Raw genomic sequence first — 15,477 nt, 5'->3', positions numbered from 1 at the left:
TGGTCCTTTCAGGATTTAAGCATCGGCTGAAATAGTCAAAAAATGACCAAATACAAAATCCCTACCCTTGAAAGTTCTAGCTCTCCTGGGTTAAGTTACCAAATTTGACATCTCCCTCAATTTCCAACCCACAACCCATAATCAGTTCGACAGAACTACCTGATGTCGCTATCTGATGCATATCCTTCGCTTCAAGGCTTTTTGCTTTGATGTTGCTGGCCATTACATGGCGAATGATTTTGTTCGACTCTAGCTCTCTCAGCAAATCTGCGAGCTTTTGTGCAAAAACCTTATCCTCAGACATTTGAGTCACCAATTCTGTTTTCACCGCTGCAATGTTTAATTCTGTTGGTTGCTTTTCTGCTCGTGTAAGTAGTACTTCTGTTTCTGATGCCTTAAATTTTTCACGAATGATAGCTATTAGTTGAGTAATTTTTGCGGTAGTACCTTTTTCTATATCTTGTCCCAATCCCTCGAAAACTCCATTGAATATCAGAGTTACGATTACAGTCGCTATGGTTACTAAAGGTTCCATTTTCCTCCGATAGTTTCAAAGCTAGATTTTAAAAAGACTGTATATGACATATAAATAATTTTCATAATTTTCTGAGTATTGCAGAAAAAGAAATTGTAAAAATAATGTAATGGAAAAATGAAGTTTCCTGCTTTGATCTCGATTTTGTAGAATATATACTTCCCTGGATAGTATCGATATTCGTTTTTTCTCGCGCCTGATAGTAGCCGCAAGCATGGCGGAGCATGTGGGCGTGAACCGGGGACGGCAAGTGTGCCAAGTTTCCCGCCTGCTCCACAATTCCCTGGATAGAGTCGAAGCTAGTGGTGATTTCCTTGACGACATGAAAATAAACGGTGCGTTAGGGTAGTCCTTTTGCAGCTTCCGCAACGCCCGCAGCTCGTCACCGTAGCTGACTTTTCCCGTTATCTCCTTGATGGAGCGATCGCTTACTATACCCATAACTCAAAGCCCTATTCTCTCGTGATTAATTCTCATTAAGCTTAAGCTGTTGAGAATAAAATATAGTGTGAAACCCTTACTATTTCGTTGTTTCACGACTTAACGGGAAAAGTCAGATTTAAGACAATATGCTGTAAACAAAGATAAAACTGTGACTCAAGTAATTGAAGAATTAATTGATTCCTTAACTGAGCAAAAGTAAATACTTTGTTCGTTTCCTCCATATCTTCCTTCCTCGCTGTCGCATTGGTCGGAAGACTGTCGTCAACTCACTCGCAATTCATCTCAACGCCTCCCTATCGGGTAGGCGTGAGGCTTCTTGCTGATTTAGCTAAAAGTAAGGCTATGTTCTAAATAATACTTTTTAGTATTAGTATATATAATAGATAGGCTGCAAGCATTACTACGCAGAATTATCTTAAAGTTTTGATATCAAACTGTTACTTCCAAACAAATAACAATTAAAAACTACCAAAAAGTAATTTAGAGGAGTGAAATCTATGAATAAACCCGCTTGGTTGGGTTCTCGGTTGTTGACTGAGAACTTATGGAAAACTTTATCTTTAAGTGTACTTGTATGTCTCACTTTCACCCAGCCTGTGCTAGCACAAGAGAAACAAAGGATGTTACGGACTCTCACAGTTACTGGTCGCGGGGTAGAAGCAATTCCTGCTACTCTAGCTCAAGTTGTATTGGGTGTAGAGGTACAAGCTAAAACAGCCCAGGAAGCACAACAAGAGGCTGCTCGTAGGTCATCGGCTGTGGTAGCACTGCTCAAGACTCGTAATGTGGAAAAATTACAAACTACTGGCGTTACTCTTAATCCAGTATATAGTTATAAAGATAACATTCAGCGTTTGACTGGTTATAGTGCCAACAATACTGTGAGTTTCCGTATAGGTACTGAGAAAGCTGGCTCATTGTTAGATGAAGCTGTCAAAGCTGGTGCAACGCAGATTAACGGTATTAGTTTTGTGGCTACTGATGAGGCGATCGCACAAGCTCAAAAGCAAGCACTCAAAGAAGCTACCCAAGAAGCTCAACAGCAAGCTGATGCTGTTTTCGGTGCTTTGGGTTTCCAGCGTAAAGAAGTAGTGAGCATTCAAGTTAACGGTGCAAATGCGACACCGCCACCACCACGTCCTATGTTTCGTGCAGAAGCAGCAAAGGTAGCAGATGCTTCCACCCCTGTAGAAGGTGGCGAACAGCAGGTAGAAGCATCAGTAACGTTGGAAATTAGTTATTAGTCATTAGTCATTAGTCATTTGTTCTTACCAATGACCAATGACCAATGACGAATTAAAAATTATTAGGATTATTATCCATCATCTCTGCTTCATCCCGCTTGGAACCTAGTAAATCTAGTTGATCTACTCTAATAACTGGGGAAGAACGCAAAGCGCCAGTGGTGCGATCGTTCCAAGTATCAAACTTTAAGGAACCTTTAACACCGATTAAACTTCCTTTACGCACAAACCTACCAGCGATCTCCGCAGTATTTCCCCATAGTTCCAAGTTGAACCAATCAGGTTCATCACTATTACGCGATCGCCGCCTCACCGCCAGTGTTAATTTACATTTGACACTGCCACTATCTTCAAAATACTTCATATCTGGGTCGCCGCCTACACGACCAACTAGGGTGACGATATTAATGCTCATAGGTATTGCCTTTCAGTACAGACGTACTCATTACACAATGATTTTTATAATAGCGAATTATCAAGCCTCAAAAACGATGTTAAATACTTAACAAATATAATTACTGATTATAATGATAAAAATTACTCTTTTATCAATACAAAAGCGTACGGATATGTGTCTACGGTCAGAGAATATAAAACAGTAGCAGAAACTAACAGGCAAAAGATTCCCAAAACTTATACAAAATATAGCCTGCTTTACTAGACTACGGTCAAAAAAAGTAATAGAATCCTGCACAATTCTCTCTCACGTTAGTAGTCAAAAGTATCGAAATAGGGGGCAACAAAACGCGTGGGCCTTTTCAGTAAGTTTTCCTTATCGCGAGATATGGGTATCGATCTCGGTACCGCCAATACCCTAGTGTATGTATCTGGTAAAGGTATTGTTCTTCAAGAACCATCAGTAGTTGCCATCGACCAAAACGAAAAGGTAGCACTGGCGGTAGGAGAAGATGCTAAAAAAATGCTCGGTCGAACACCTGGAAATGTGATTGCTCTGCGCCCCTTGCGCGATGGTGTAATTGCTGATTTCGATACAGCCGAGCTCATGCTCAAAAGTTTCATCCAGCGTGTTAATGAGGGTAAATCACTAGTACTACCTCGAATTGTCATTGGTATACCTAGTGGTGTAACAGGTGTAGAAAGACGAGCTGTGATGGATGCAGCTACGCAAGCGGGTGCTAGAGAAGTTTACTTAATAGACGAACCTGTTGCAGCAGCGATTGGAGCAGGATTACCCGTAGCTGAACCAACTGGCAACATGATCATTGATATTGGTGGTGGTACTACAGAAGTAGCAGTACTAAGTCTTCAAGGTACAGTACTGAGTGAATCAGTTCGTATTGCTGGAGATGAACTAACAGAATCAATTATGCAGTACATGAAGAAAGTTCATAACCTGGTCATTGGGGAACGTACTGCTGAGGATATTAAGATTCGTATTGGTTCTGCCTATCCGATTCACGATGAAGATGATTTGATGATGGAAGTCCGAGGTTTACACCTACTTTCTGGTTTACCACGTACTGTAACCATCAAAGGAGCAGAAATTCGTGAAAGTATGTCAGAACCGCTATCAGTCATTATTGAGGCTGTGAAACGGACTCTGGAACGTACACCTCCAGAACTAGCAGCAGACATTATTGATCGGGGCATTATGCTAGCAGGTGGCGGCGCTTTACTGAAAGGATTAGATACCTTAATTAGCCATGAAACTGGGATTGTAACCCACATTGCTGCCGATCCTCTATGCTGTGTTGTATTGGGTACAGGTCGTGTTTTAGAAAACTTCAAACAGCTAGAACGAGTTTTCAGTGGACGTTCCCGGAACATGTAATCAAAATAAGCAATCCAAGATATTGGATTTGTCAATAATTCAATGTTGTTAATATTTACACGACTAGATAAAGGTATATATGTTTACAGCGCGTCGCTGGTGGGATCATAAAGGATTTCATATTGGGCTACTGTCTCTAATAGTTGGTGGAGCTTGGGTAATCAGACAAACTCAAGGAGCTTTGTTACTGGAAATTTATCAGGGCGTTACCAGCCAGTTCCAGATTTTGCAGCCAAGTCCAACTCCAGAAGAACGGTTGAAAGATTCTCGTGTATTAGAATTAGAAGCCCAAATTACAGAATTAGAAAACCAGAATAAAAAGCTACAACAGTTGTTAGGTTACGTAGAAAAAGAACCGCTCTCATCGCGTCCGATTCCAGCACGGGTGGTGGGACGCAGTGCGGACAATTGGTGGCAACAAGTAATTCTCAACCGAGGTAGTCAGGCGGGAATTCAAGAAGGTTTTGTAGTCAAAGCTGAAGGTGGGTTAGTCGGTCTAGTAGAAAATGTTACTCCTAATACTAGCCGCGTGTTATTAATCAGTGACCTGAAAAGTAAGGTGGGTATAAATATCAGCCGTACTGGAGCCAAGGGAGTTTTGCGGGGTGACGCTTCCGCAGAAGCGGTACTGGAGTTTTATGAAAAAGTTCCCAATGTCAAACCTGGGGATGTAGTTGTCACGTCTACTTATAGTCAAAAGTTTCCCTCTGGTTTGGCAATCGGAAAAATTAAATCTCTAGATTTAAAAAAACTGCCAGCATCGGTGGCGAAAGTAGAACTATTCCCACCCATTCGTTCTTTGGATTGGGTAACTGTATATCCCAAACCAGAAAATCAACAACTAGAAAATCCACAATCACAAAAATAAGGTGTAGACACCCTTTAAGCGCCTTCGGTGTGGGGTAGGGTGAATTATATATATTTTTTTTGTGTACTTTAGACCTCTTGCAAAAATAATTCATGGTAAAATGGAAAAATTTTAAAATTTGCGTTCCATTTCTATCACACATTGCAATGAGGTAATAAAAGTTCTCCGTATAGATTTTGATGTGCATTTTAAAGAAAACCCCTCATTTTACCACAAAATAATTTTGCAAGAGGTCTTTTGCACATGAAAATTCCTGCATTTCGAGGTGGCAGGCAAAATAAGCCAAAATCGCGATCGCGAAAATCCATAATAAAAATCAACCCCATTTCACGTTGGCATCCCCGCCTCCGACTACTAGTGAATTGGGCTGTGATTTTTGGATCTGTACTCCTATGCTTGCTGATGCTGCTCGCTCGTCTTCCTGGTATGGAACTATTAGGTATTGGCCCTAATTGGTTATTAATTTGGGTAGTAGCTTGGAGTGTGAAGCGTACAGCTTTTCAAGGTGCATTCGTGGGTATAATTTTGGGATTACTTCAAGATGCGATGACCTCAAGCGATCCCACTCATGCTCTCAGCTTGGCAGTAGTAGGATGTCTGACAGCTTTGCTGCAAAAACAACGTTTTATTCAAGAAGATTTTATTTCAATCGCCTTAATTGTGTTTGGAATGGCTGTTTTGGTGGAAACAATCTTTGCTGTACAGTTGGTTTTAATGGGCGATCGCAATGCAGTAGATATCTGGAGCTATTACCAAAAGGTTGCCCTTGCCTCTGCTATAGTTAGTAGTCTCTGGGCGCCAGTGGTTTATTTTCCTCTGAATCGTTGGTGGCAACAATTGAAATTAGCCGAGCAACAATCTTAAAATCAAATTGCTTTCTTTCTCCTATGATGCCTGAATCGGTTGCACACTCAGGCGATAGCCGAGTTCGTGCAGGATCAGGCTGATGGTTCGCAGTTCAGGGTTTCCTTCTTGAGACAAAACCCGGTAAAGATTCTGGCGGTTCAAACCCGTTTTTTCCGCAAGGCACGTCATCCCCTCCCGTGCTTCCACTACGTTCCGCAGTGCTTCTAGAAAAAACCCCAAATCGCCATCTTGCTCGTACTCTTCAAGGGCAATATCCAGGTAAGCCTTTGCCATTTCCGGATTTAGTAGTTGTTCAAACACAACTTCATCATGATTTCTGAGTTTCTTACTCATCCTGTTCCTCCTGATAAGCCTGCCAATATCCTTTGGCCTTTTCTATATCCCTGTCCTGGCTGTCCTTGTCGCCACCACACAGGAGAATTACCAAGTCATTCGCAGATTCTCCAAAGTAAACGCGGTAGCCACTGCCAAAGAAAAACCTCAACTCTTGTACACCATCACCAACTGACTTGCAATCCCCATAATTGCCCTGCTTGAGCCGCTCTATCCGTCGTATTATCCTTGAACGGATCACATAGTCTTTTAAAGATTCAAGCCATTCAGTGTAAGGCTCCTTGCCATTTTCCGTAGCATAGACTTTCAGGGTTTTTGGACGAACAATATCAGTCATAGTTTAATTATAAAACGTAGCTTAAAAGCGACAATGTATCAAGAATGAGTTACTCTATCAGGGCTTTCTGCTCCGAAAACCGTAAAACTATGGAAATTGCCTACTAATAACGTTTACCCTCAAATTAAGAAAGGTGACCGAGAATTCTACCCTGTCTCAAAGTTGTCCTCACCCTTAATTTTTTCTGGAATTTTGCCAACCTCTGGCAAGATAGATTAAAGCTAGAGTTGGAAGATCAGGACTAGAAGAATTAAAAATTTGTCATTTTAGATTTTTAATTTGTTTGTTCCTAGTCCCTAGTTGATCCCAGTTATAAAAATGTACTTATAGTAAACTCAGTGATTAAATCAGATTCACATCCCCAAGAACAAATAGGTACTGAATTTGACCAAGCAATGATGCGACGCTGTTTGGAACTTGCCGAGCGCGCTTTGGGGCGCACTTCCCCAAATCCAATGGTGGGGGCAGTGATTGTTAAAGATGGTGAAATTATTGGAGAAGGCTTTCATCCCCGTGCAGGTGAACCGCACGCAGAAGTTTTCGCACTCAAAGCAGCAGGTGTAAATGCTCATGGGGCAACTATCTATGTTAGTCTTGAACCTTGCAATCACTACGGACGCACTCCTCCTTGTTCGGAAGCATTAGTGGCTGCTGGAGTGGCAAAGGTAGTAGTAGGTATGGTTGATCCCAACCCACTAGTAGGCGGTGGTGGTATTGCTAAGTTACGTGCGGCGGGTATAGAAGTAATAGTTGGAGTGGAAGAAGCAGCGTGTCGTCGGCTCAATGAAGGTTTTATCCACCGCATTCTCTACAAACGACCTTTGGGCATACTGAAATACGCTATGACACTAGATGGCAAAATAGCTACGACTACTGGTCATAGCGCCTGGGTAACTAACCAGGAAGCTCGTAGTGTAGTGCATCAATTACGCGCTGCCTGCGATGCTGTAATTGTCGGTGGAAATACGGTCAGATTAGATAATCCTCGTTTAACTAGTCACCAACAGGAGGCGCATAATCCCTTACGGATAGTAATGAGTCGCACTCTCAATTTACCTGCACAAGCTCATCTATGGCAAACTGAAGAAGCTCCTACTTTGGTATTGACAGATGTAGGAGCCAATGCTGTTTCTAAGGAAATATTGATCAAGCAGGGAGTTGAAGTAATAGAAATATCACCACTGACACCAGAACAAGTGATGTCTTACCTCTACGAACGGGGTTTTTGTAGCGTGCTGTGGGAATGTGGTGGAACTCTAGCAGCTAATGCGATCGCTCAGGGAGCAGTACAGAAAATCCTCGCATTCATTGCTCCAAAAATAATTGGTGGTAGCGATGCTCCAACACCCGTTGGTGATTTGGGTTTCACCACCATGACTGAAGCATTGTCTTTGGAACGTGTTGAGGTGCGTGTGGTGGGAGCAGATTGTTTAATAGAAGGATATTTACCACAAAAAATTACTAGTAGTCATTAGTCATTGGTCATTTGTTAATAGTTAATGGTTAGTAGTTAGCGATTGTTAACTATGCCTAATTTCCAATGCCCAATGACTATTTTCATGAATATTGACGTTCATTAGCAAGATCACGGATGAGGGGTAGCCGAGATTGAATGTAGTCACACAGAAAGTCTGTTTCTTGGCAGTCTAGCAAAGCTTGGGTTTTGGTTTGCTTAACCAACCACTGGACTAAGCTAGCATCATCTAATTGCAACAGCGTCTTTGTTTGGGTCGTTTCAATTACAGACCAAAGCTTACGCATAATCTTCGGAGTCATTAGACCTCCATTTTGTCATAATGTTCAGTTGTCTTCAGGATACACAATTTAGATTGCAGCTTCCGGTATTAGCCAACAACCTGACATAAGTGTTATTACAAACTTAATAATTTGATTCATAACTTGATGAACATTCAGAATAGAGATATTACAGTGCTTCTTTAACACAAATTAACCTCATTCATATTTGAATGTTTTTTCAATCATTAAATGTTGCTCATTAAGTCGCTGAGTCTTTGAAATTTTTGCTGTAAATCCTATAGACACATAGTGACTTACCGTTAAAGTAGCGTTCACTACAGAATAACAAAAAGTTAAAATATTTAACTTGTAATTTTCTACTTCTAATCCCACCCCTGCATTTCTACTAATTTTATACACAATTTGTTAATTTGTTCTAAATCAGGTTTGTCAGGTAATGTTGATTCTTCATATACTGTTTGCATTTCAATCATCAAATCTTCTGCCATTCTCATTACTGACTACCTGCTAAACCGATCAAAATACATCTTTTTTCGACTTCAATTCTTTTCATATTTTTTCTACTATTAAATTTTATTGGTATTACTATTTGTAAGTGTTAATACTGAATTTATTTAGCCAGACATTTATTGTATTTTTATATAATCTTCCTTGATTATACGTAAGTAGAAACTACTATATGTATTTTTATTTAGCAATGCAAATTTTTTTTATGAAATTATACAAATATTAGGTAGTTTTGAAGAAATAATTGCCATACTTGATGAGGAAAATTTCTCCCCAACGAAAAGGTTTTTTATCACAAACAATTTATTATGGCAACTTTAAAATCCTGTGTTTCTGCTTGTCGCTACTGTCGGCATTACACACCTTTAGGACAGCGTGGAGGTATGTGTAATCTGTTAAATGTAGGAGTAAGATCTGGATGGAAAGCTTGCTCTTTATCAATTCCATCATTTGCTCCGTCTTGGGAAAATACAGATACTATTCGCAATTGAAATTCAAAACAACGACAAATACTATATATTACAATCATTAGTAATTGCTATTTGTCGTTTGTTGCTGATATTTTATACCAATTTTATTTGAATATCGCATTCCTAAATCGAGTATACTTGATCTAAATATTCCAGATTTATTTGACTAAAATAGATTTTGTAAAGTAAGATAACAGATTGTCTGTCTAATTCCTGCTCGGATCAGGTAGACGCATTGCAAAAGCTGGCAACGGTAGTTCAAAAACGCGATCGCTCGCGTTTATTTTATACAAAAGTCAGCTACCTGTACGGCAAACCCATAAGAACAATTACATGACTTACGCAATTATTGAAACTGGCGGTAAGCAACTACGAGTTGAACCAGGCCGCTTTTACGACATTGAACTGCTTTCTGCCCAACCCGATGAACAAGTTAGCATAGACTCAGTCTTGCTGGTACAACACAACGGTGAAGTTACTATTGGTCAGCCGTTAGTAGCAGGAGCAAAGGTAGAAGGGACAATAATGCGACACTTGCGAGGTCGTAAAGTCCTGGTTTATAAGATGAAACCGAAAAAGAAAACCCGCAAAAAGCGCGGACATCGCCAAGAAATCACTAGGCTGATGATCAATTCCATTAGCCTTAATGGATCTGTGCTTGCTTCAGAAGCAGAAACTACTGTAAGTAATGAAGCAGATAGCGAAGCAACAACTGAGGTTGCACAAGAATCTGCTGAATAATTTGTTATTGATTGGTTGTTGGTTATTCCAATGAACTATCAACCATCAACCGGAGAATAATTTTTTAAGGGAGAAAATCATGGCTCATAAGAAAGGAACAGGTAGTACACGAAACGGTCGTGACTCAAATGCTCAACGATTGGGTGTCAAACGCTATGGTAGTGAAGTTGTTCGCGCTGGTAATATTCTTGTGCGTCAGCGTGGGACTAAATTTCACCCTGGTAATAACGTCGGAATTGGTAGCGATGACACTCTGTTCGCTCTAGTTGATGGTGTCGTAAAATTTGAACGCAAGGGTAAAACTCGTAAAAAAGTTAGCGTTTATCCTGTTGTTACCGAAGCTGTTGCTGCATCATAGAATTAATAATTTTAGGGTGGGTGTTGCTACCTACCCTAATTTTAAAGAATTAGACCATATTGCGACATCAACTTTTCTACTAATGCACCGAGTGCTAAACCTATCAAAGAAAAGGTAGTTGTGATCCAAAAGACTTGACCTTGGTTAAAACCTGCGGCTTGAAAATCTATTCTCACCAACATAGACGCAGCAATTATAACTAGAATATCAAGAAAGAGCCGAAAACGGGCAAGAATGAGAAAGAATAAAAAAGCCCCAAATACGGTGACACCAAATGACCTCAAATTTGATCTAAACAAGCTTATAGAATAGTCACTCACCTTTGAGAAAGGAATAGTCAAGCTGGCAATAAAAAACACAGTAGCGATCGCAAATACCAGCCACAATATAGGCTGAGTTTTTGATCTCGCAAGTAACCAGCCAAAAACAATGTAGGTAAGCAACAGCAGTGTTAAAGAAAGCCAGGGTAATCTTTTCAAAAATGGCATGAGGTAAGTTGTGATCGCCAGAGTAGGGAGTTATGCTTCATAACTCTGCTGAATGTAAAAATTCTACTATAACCAGATTTTCTTACTTGTTTTGTCTGTAATCAATAGGCGATAATGCTCTGCCAAAATACAATTGAGCAATTTAATAGAAGATTTTCAGCAAAATTAAGTTATATATATTCTTAAAGATTTGTAAACTGTTAGCAGTAATGTAGCCACGTGTCACATCTTGATTCAGGAAATATCATGAAACAACTTGTTATCGCTGAACGCGTGTGCCTAATTGGTCATATTGTATCAATGGTGTTTGGACTAGTAGGAATATTACTAGTCGTTCCTCACGCTGAAATAATTTTGAATTTAGCCGAGGTTGGACAAACCGCCATGCAATGGAGTATGGCTGGAGGCGGCGTAGTTTATATGATTTTGGGAGCAGCAGCAGTTTCTTTGTATGCTTATAGAACATTAGGGTTAGGTTTGTGGCTTTTGTTTCTGCTGCCATCAGTGTTAATTTCTTTGAGTAGTGAATTACTAGGAACCAGTACTGGCTTTCCTTTTGGGCATTACAGCTACTTAAGTGGCTTGGGTTATAAAATTGGGGGTTTAGTACCTTTTACTATTCCTCTGTCTTGGTTTTACGTAGGATTTGTATCTTACCTATTAGCCCGTGCTGGTTTAGAGGTTGACAAAAAACCTAGTTTATGGCGTCATCTGGGTGCGATCGCTCTGGGTGCTTTATTGCTGACTTCCTGGGACTTTGTACTAGATCCAGCCATGAGCCAAACATCTCTACCTTTTTGGTATTGGCAGAAACCAGGAGCCTTTTTTGGTATGCCTTATCAAAACTTTGGTGGATGGATGGGTACTGGTTCAGTGTTTATGATGGTGGCTGCATTATTGTGGCGGAATACACCGATAAAATTAGAGCGATCGCAACTTAATTTACCTTTAATTGTTTATCTCAGCAACTTTGCCTTTGCTACAGTCATGAGTTTAGCGGCTGGTTTTCCCATACCAGTCTTACTCGGTTTATTCCTGGGTATAACACCAGCTGTAGTTTTATGGTGGAAGACTCAAAGTACATCTACAGAATTTGCTGTAGAATCTGCTACCAACAAAGGGCAAATAGCTCCGGTAGAAGTTGCTCTTAAGTAACCGCCCACCGCCAGCCGAGGAAATCACGGTATGGCGGGAAAATAAAGCCATATATTATTCAAAATATTCTGACAAGTATTTTTACAGTGATAGACTGGTTCAGTATCATCAGTGCCTTTTCGCTTTTTGTACTACTTATACAAATACCAGCAGTAGCAATTTTACTGTCGCGCCTGCTCAAAGGCCCTCTACGTCATCCCCCGGTGACAGCACAAAACCCAACACCAGATATTTTAGGTAGTGTTAGTGTAGTAATTCCTACCTTAAATGAAGCTCTTAGGATCAGCCCCTTGTTAAGTGGCTTAAGTCGCCAAAGTTACGAAGTCCGAGAAGTAATTGTTGTAGATAGTAATTCTCAGGATGGTACCCCTGATTTAGTCAAAGCTGCACAAAAACAAGACCCCCGCTTTCGGCTGATCACCGATGATCCTTTACCACCTAGTTGGGTAGGACGTCCTTGGGCTTTACATAATGGTTTTTTATACTCTTGTGAAGCCAGTGAATGGTTTTTGGGTATGGATGCTGATACTCAACCATCACCAGGTTTAGTTGCGGGTTTGCTAAAAACGGCAATCACACAAGAATATGATTTAATTTCTCTCTCGCCTCAATTCATCCTTAAGTATCCTGGAGAGTGCTGGTTACAACCAGCGTTGTTAATGACGTTGCTTTACAGATTCGATCCTGCTGGTATAAATACACAACAACCAGAACGAGTCATGGCTAACGGTCAATGCTTTTTATGCCGCCGTTCTGTATTAGCTGCTGTCAGTGGTTATACTAGTGCCAAAAGTTCTTTTTGTGATGATGTCACCTTGGCTCGACACATAGCTGCTTCTGGGTTTAAAGTAGGCTTTTTAGATGGATCAAAAGTCTTAAAGGTACGGATGTATGAGGGAGCAATAGAGACTTGGAATGAATGGGGTCGGAGTCTCGACTTAAAAGATGCTTCTTCTCGCACTCAGCTATGGGCCGATTTATGGGTACTAAGTTTTACTCAGGCTTTACCTATTTTGATCATCCTCAGTTACTTATTGTTTTCTCCCCACCTCCCATTTTCTCCTAATCCTCCTGTGGTATTACTGGGACTAAATTTATTTCTGTGGGTAATTCGCTTCGGTATGCTGTTGGCGATCGCACCCTGTTACGATCGCACTCAATCTAGAGGTGGTTGGTTGTTTTGGCTTTCCCCACTGGCTGATCCCTTAGCCGTAGTGCGAATCTTTTTATCAGCAATTAGCACTCCACGACAGTGGCGGGGAAGAAATTATGAATTATGAATTATTTTCATCGTTCAGGCGATCGCCACGTTCCAACTCCCAAAGAATTTGATTACCTTCTCGTCGGACTCGTGAAACAATCCAGTTACGCCAGCGCCATTGATCACCACGACTAGTAACAGCACTAGCGTGGACATCCATTAAATCTGCTAGTTCAGAACTAGTAACTAAGTAACCTTTTTCGGCGATTTCGTCAGCAATTCTTAGGGTTTCCACTAAGTTGCGGAGTTGCACTACCCTCATTTCACGAGGTAATTCTTCATGGGAGAGCGTTGAATGATTCGATGTCTCTGTCATATTTATTTCTGATGCGAAGGTACTGATCTCTGGTATGTTTTTGTTAATTATCATCGATTCGGGATCAGAATTAGATACGCTTGATACTGCAACATCAGTTGATGTCCGTAAAAAATCATCAAATAGATTGATATCAGAAATTTGTTGCAGCGATGGATTTTTTCCACTAGCAAAAGCACGAGCGATCGCATCACAGCGTTCGTTACCTTCGTTACCAGTATGACCCCGGACATGTTGCCATTCTACCTGGCGGCTGTTGAGTTGCTCAAGTTGTTCGAGCAAATCTTGGTTCAGAACAGGATTACCATCAGCCTTTTTCCAGCCTTTTCTTTTCCAGGTTTTGATCCATTTAGTTACACAGTTAATTAAATACTCGCTGTCAGTGTAGAGAGTAATTGGTTCAGTGTGTCCTGATGCTTTTAGGAAAGATAAAGCTGCGATCGCGGCTTGCATTTCCATTTTGTTGTTAGTGGTTTTAGCAGCAGCATCGCCTATTTCATGAACCGAACCGTCACTGAAGTAGACGACAACACCCCAACCACCAGGTCCTGGGTTGTGGATGCAAGCACCATCTGTATATATACTTTGAATTGTACGTTGAGAAGACATATTAATAATCATTGAACTGCATAAGGAAATGTAGACACTCTAAAAGTGCTTTCCCGCAGGTAAATTTTTCCAAGTGTATCAAAATTTTGTCAAAATTTGCCCTAGCGATTGCAAAAATTAGCCAAATTCGATATATAAGGAATTTGTTGGAAAAAATACAGCAGGTAAAACCTTAAAAAATTCCCCAAGTTTTTGGATGTGTTCAACCGTTAACTTACGCTTGCTGTTAAGAACATCAGAAATAATTGATTCAGTTTTGAAAAGAGGAGTGATATTTGTGAGCCAGTCTCCTAACCCACAAGCCAAAAAACTTTTGTATATTATTGGTGTTTCTGTTGGTCTTGCTTTATTATCAACTGCCTTAATTTATCTGTTATTAGGAATTGGTATTATCAAGTCAATTTCAACCTACGTTATTTGGGCAATCATTTTATTTTCAATTGGTGCAGGTATTTTGAGCGGTGTCAGCAGACGAGGTTATTAACCCTCGTTATCTTGCTTTCGACTGTAACTTGCTTTTCGTGAAACGAGTAGACAGGGATTCTTGTTTCATTGATTTGTTGCTATATTTTCCACATTTCCCACGAGGTTTTATAAATCAGGCTTTGTTAACTTAGGAGCTTCACTAGGAAACAATGTCCAGTTCTGAAAAAATATGAACAAAATCGCTAATAAAATTATTATTAAATTGGAGCAAATATTAATACCTCATTTGGTGCAGTGGGAAGAATATCTGCAAATCAAAATCAGGCAATACAAACATCAACAGCTAAAGCAGCAACTCAAATTTTGCGGTTCACGAGTTCGATTTCGGCGAGAAATTAGAATCGAACACCCTGAAAATATTTCCTTGGGCAGTAAAATTTACATTGGTCCGGATGTGATATTAGATGGGCGTGGCGGAATTACAATTAGCGACAACACAACAATCGGATTCAACGTTGTAATTCTCTCGGCAAACCACGACTATCAAAGTAATGTTCTCCCCTATGAACATAATGTTTATATTCATAAACCTGTGGTAATTGGGCGCAATGTATGGATTGGAGCCAATGTCGTGATTGTTCCAGGAGTTACGATTGGGGATGGAGCGATTATCGCAGCTGGTACGGTTGTAACTAGCAACGTTGAACCCTTAGCAATTGTGGGAAATCAACCAATGAGGATAATAAAGTATCGCGATCGCCAACACTATGAACGGCTTGCATCGTCCTAATGCCCAAACAGGTGGGTATAGCTGCATTGATTCCATCATCACCCATTCTGTGTAATCCACAGATTTCTCTGCTTGCTCTTTACCATCAAAGAAGTATCGATAATGTGCGTTACGTTTGATTAATTACTGTCCGTTCGCTTATTTTGCCATTGCGATAGGTAATTATGTCTTACATAGC

The 15,477-nt window shown here is 40.4% G+C and carries 19 protein-coding genes and 1 pseudogene; 12 read left to right on the top strand and 8 right to left on the bottom strand.

The genetic code is table 11. The features are described from left to right. Positions 1-76: 76 nt before the first annotated feature. Positions 77-535, bottom strand: a complete 459-nt coding sequence (locus AC5JMK_RS04380; RefSeq protein ID WP_495909478.1) for a hypothetical protein — start codon at positions 533-535, stop codon at positions 77-79. Between the two features lie 941 nt (positions 536-1,476). Between AC5JMK_RS04380 and AC5JMK_RS04375 the strand changes: the two genes are divergently transcribed. Beyond that, positions 1,477-2,223 (top strand): SIMPL domain-containing protein, encoded by a 747-nt coding sequence (locus AC5JMK_RS04375; protein WP_495909477.1) that lies wholly within the window; start codon positions 1,477-1,479, stop codon positions 2,221-2,223. Between the two features lie 52 nt (positions 2,224-2,275). On the opposite strand, the gene AC5JMK_RS04370 is transcribed toward AC5JMK_RS04375, so the two are convergent. Further along, positions 2,276-2,638 (bottom strand): single-stranded DNA-binding protein, encoded by a 363-nt coding sequence (locus AC5JMK_RS04370; protein WP_096677110.1) that lies wholly within the window; start codon positions 2,636-2,638, stop codon positions 2,276-2,278. Positions 2,639-3,007: 369 nt separating this feature from the next. Between AC5JMK_RS04370 and AC5JMK_RS04365 the strand changes: the two genes are divergently transcribed. The 3 genes from AC5JMK_RS04365 to mreD all read left to right on the top strand — a co-directional run bounded on the left by AC5JMK_RS04365 (position 3,008) and on the right by mreD (position 5,747). After that, entirely contained in the window at positions 3,008-4,015 is a 1,008-nt protein-coding gene (locus tag AC5JMK_RS04365) for a rod shape-determining protein (RefSeq protein ID WP_096677111.1), read from the top strand. Between the two features lie 79 nt (positions 4,016-4,094). Then, positions 4,095-4,883, top strand: coding sequence for a rod shape-determining protein MreC (mreC, locus tag AC5JMK_RS04360; protein ID WP_495909476.1), 789 nt, complete (start codon positions 4,095-4,097; stop codon positions 4,881-4,883). A gap of 243 nt (positions 4,884-5,126) precedes the next feature. Further along, positions 5,127-5,747, top strand: coding sequence for a rod shape-determining protein MreD (mreD, locus tag AC5JMK_RS04355; protein WP_495909475.1), 621 nt, complete (start codon positions 5,127-5,129; stop codon positions 5,745-5,747). Between the two features lie 21 nt (positions 5,748-5,768). Here mreD and AC5JMK_RS04350 read toward each other — a convergent pair whose 3' ends face one another. Continuing rightward, complete coding sequence (locus tag AC5JMK_RS04350; RefSeq protein ID WP_495909474.1) at positions 5,769-6,083, bottom strand: addiction module antidote protein; 315 nt, start codon at positions 6,081-6,083, stop codon at positions 5,769-5,771. Then, positions 6,076-6,420: a type II toxin-antitoxin system RelE/ParE family toxin gene (locus AC5JMK_RS04345; RefSeq protein ID WP_495909473.1), complete on the bottom strand. Its 345-nt coding sequence runs from the start codon at positions 6,418-6,420 to the stop codon at positions 6,076-6,078. The genes AC5JMK_RS04350 and AC5JMK_RS04345 overlap by 8 nt, the downstream gene beginning before the upstream one ends. 338 nt (positions 6,421-6,758) lie before the next feature. On the opposite strand from AC5JMK_RS04345, the gene ribD reads away from it, so the two are divergent. Next, on the top strand, positions 6,759-7,895 hold the full coding sequence (gene ribD / locus AC5JMK_RS04340; RefSeq protein ID WP_495909472.1) for a bifunctional diaminohydroxyphosphoribosylaminopyrimidine deaminase/5-amino-6-(5-phosphoribosylamino)uracil reductase RibD: 1,137 nt from the start codon (positions 6,759-6,761) through the stop codon (positions 7,893-7,895). An 82-nt stretch (positions 7,896-7,977) separates the two neighbouring features. Here the strand turns inward: ribD and AC5JMK_RS04335 are convergent, their stop codons facing one another. Beyond that, positions 7,978-8,196 carry a hypothetical protein gene (locus AC5JMK_RS04335; protein ID WP_096677115.1) on the bottom strand — a complete coding sequence of 73 codons (219 nt, stop codon included), beginning with the start codon at positions 8,194-8,196 and terminating at the stop codon, positions 7,978-7,980. 344 nt (positions 8,197-8,540) lie between these two features. Continuing rightward, positions 8,541-8,675: pseudogene (locus AC5JMK_RS04330) on the bottom strand (nucleotidyltransferase); the annotation flags it as partial. 318 nt (positions 8,676-8,993) lie between these two features. Between AC5JMK_RS04330 and AC5JMK_RS04325 the strand changes: the two are divergent. From AC5JMK_RS04325 to rpmA, 3 genes are all read left to right on the top strand, one after another. Then, complete coding sequence (locus AC5JMK_RS04325) at positions 8,994-9,176, top strand: hypothetical protein (RefSeq protein ID WP_096677116.1); 183 nt, start codon at positions 8,994-8,996, stop codon at positions 9,174-9,176. Positions 9,177-9,488: 312 nt separating this feature from the next. Continuing rightward, on the top strand, positions 9,489-9,896 hold the full coding sequence (gene rplU, locus AC5JMK_RS04320) for a 50S ribosomal protein L21 (protein WP_495909471.1): 408 nt from the start codon (positions 9,489-9,491) through the stop codon (positions 9,894-9,896). Positions 9,897-9,975: 79 nt separating this feature from the next. Beyond that, positions 9,976-10,254 carry a 50S ribosomal protein L27 gene (gene rpmA, locus AC5JMK_RS04315; RefSeq protein ID WP_096677118.1) on the top strand — a complete coding sequence of 93 codons (279 nt, stop codon included), beginning with the start codon at positions 9,976-9,978 and terminating at the stop codon, positions 10,252-10,254. A gap of 41 nt (positions 10,255-10,295) precedes the next feature. Here rpmA and AC5JMK_RS04310 read toward each other — a convergent pair whose 3' ends face one another. Then, the gene (locus AC5JMK_RS04310; RefSeq protein ID WP_096677119.1) at positions 10,296-10,742 is read right to left on the bottom strand and encodes a hypothetical protein; all 447 of its coding nucleotides are present in this window, start codon (positions 10,740-10,742) and stop codon (positions 10,296-10,298) included. 246 nt (positions 10,743-10,988) lie between these two features. Here AC5JMK_RS04310 and cruF point away from each other — a divergent pair, with 246 nt between their 5' ends. Next, positions 10,989-11,897 carry a gamma-carotene 1'-hydroxylase CruF gene (gene cruF / locus AC5JMK_RS04305; protein WP_495909470.1) on the top strand — a complete coding sequence of 303 codons (909 nt, stop codon included), beginning with the start codon at positions 10,989-10,991 and terminating at the stop codon, positions 11,895-11,897. 86 nt (positions 11,898-11,983) lie between these two features. Then, positions 11,984-13,177 carry a 2'-O-glycosyltransferase CruG gene (cruG, locus tag AC5JMK_RS04300; protein WP_096677121.1) on the top strand — a complete coding sequence of 398 codons (1,194 nt, stop codon included), beginning with the start codon at positions 11,984-11,986 and terminating at the stop codon, positions 13,175-13,177. Here the strand turns inward: cruG and rnhA are convergent. Further along, entirely contained in the window at positions 13,172-14,083 is a 912-nt protein-coding gene (gene rnhA, locus AC5JMK_RS04295; RefSeq protein WP_096679133.1) for a ribonuclease HI, read from the bottom strand. The genes cruG and rnhA overlap by 6 nt on opposite strands. Positions 14,084-14,360: 277 nt before the next feature. Here rnhA and AC5JMK_RS04290 point away from each other — a divergent pair, with 277 nt between their 5' ends. Both AC5JMK_RS04290 and AC5JMK_RS04285 read left to right on the top strand, forming a co-directional pair. Beyond that, positions 14,361-14,567, top strand: coding sequence for a hypothetical protein (locus AC5JMK_RS04290; RefSeq protein ID WP_016861036.1), 207 nt, complete (start codon positions 14,361-14,363; stop codon positions 14,565-14,567). 171 nt (positions 14,568-14,738) lie between these two features. After that, complete coding sequence (locus tag AC5JMK_RS04285; protein WP_096677122.1) at positions 14,739-15,299, top strand: acyltransferase; 561 nt, start codon at positions 14,739-14,741, stop codon at positions 15,297-15,299. Positions 15,300-15,477: the final 178 nt, after the last annotated feature.

Source organism: Pelatocladus sp. (genome assembly GCF_059505505.1).
Note: the sequence above shows the minus strand (reverse complement) of the source record. Positions and strands in the feature narration are given on the sequence as shown.